Source organism: Aminobacter sp. P4_D5, from assembly GCF_056401815.1.
The window spans coordinates 1-827 of record NZ_JBFUIP010000546.1; the positions used below are offsets into that span (position 1 = coordinate 1).

2 protein-coding genes are annotated in these 827 nt (G+C 66.7%); one reads left to right on the plus strand and one right to left on the minus strand.

The window, feature by feature from the left end; genetic code table 11:
* Nucleotides 1-173, minus strand: a 173-nt coding sequence (locus tag AC1DWF_RS33395; RefSeq protein ID WP_476842791.1) for an amino acid synthesis family protein, incomplete at its 3' end; no start/stop codon positions are given.
* A 59-nt stretch (nt 174-232) separates the two neighbouring features.
* On the opposite strand from AC1DWF_RS33395, the gene AC1DWF_RS33400 reads away from it, so the two are divergent.
* Nucleotides 233-827, plus strand: a 595-nt coding sequence (locus tag AC1DWF_RS33400) for a 4-hydroxyphenylacetate 3-hydroxylase N-terminal domain-containing protein (protein ID WP_476842790.1), incomplete at its 3' end; no start/stop codon positions are given.

Consider the following 827-nt stretch of genomic DNA (forward strand, 5'->3'; position numbering starts at 1 on the left):
GCATAGGGGTTCTTCACGACGGCGATGACGCCGACCTTGCGCAGCGGCAGATCGTCGGGACGGCCGGATTCGACCATCTTGTTCTCGACGACGGTCATCCAGCGGCGGATCTCGATCTGCATGGGCGCTTCTTCCCCGAATTGGCCGGCGGCCAGCCTGCGACAGCAGACCATCTCTTGCAATAGCTTCGTTAACTAGGCATTAAGCCTGGGCATGCACGGGAGGACGGCCCATGACCAGCACGTATCAGCCGATCGTCAAGAATGGGACCGACCACCTCAGCGCGGTCCGCGACGGGCGGGCCGTGTATCTCAACGGCCAGATGGTTGGCGACGTCACCACCCATCCGGCCTACCGTAACGCCGTGGGTTCGGCGGCCATGCTCTACGACCACCAGGCCCGCCCCGAGAGCATCGAGCGCATGACCTTCGACCTCGGCGGCGGCCGTCGCGTGAACCGCGCCTGGCAGCACCCGCGCAGCCATGCCGAGATGGTCGAGCGCCGGAAGGCGCTGGTGGAATGGGCCGAGCTGACCTGCGGCTTCCTCGGCCGCTCCCCCGACCACGTCGCCTCCTCCGTCTCCGCCCAGTACATGGGCGCCGAGGTCTTCGACCGGCACGACCCCGCGCGCGGAAAGGCCTTCCGCGATTGGTACGAATACGCCCGCAGCAGCGACCTCTTCCTCACCTACGTCATCAACAACGTGCAGGGCGACCGCTCCAAAGCCTTCGGCGACCAGGGCGAGGGCGCGGAGGACATGGTCGCCCGCATCGTCGACGAGGACAGCTCCGGCATCACCATCCGCGGCGCCAAGCTCTTCGCGACGT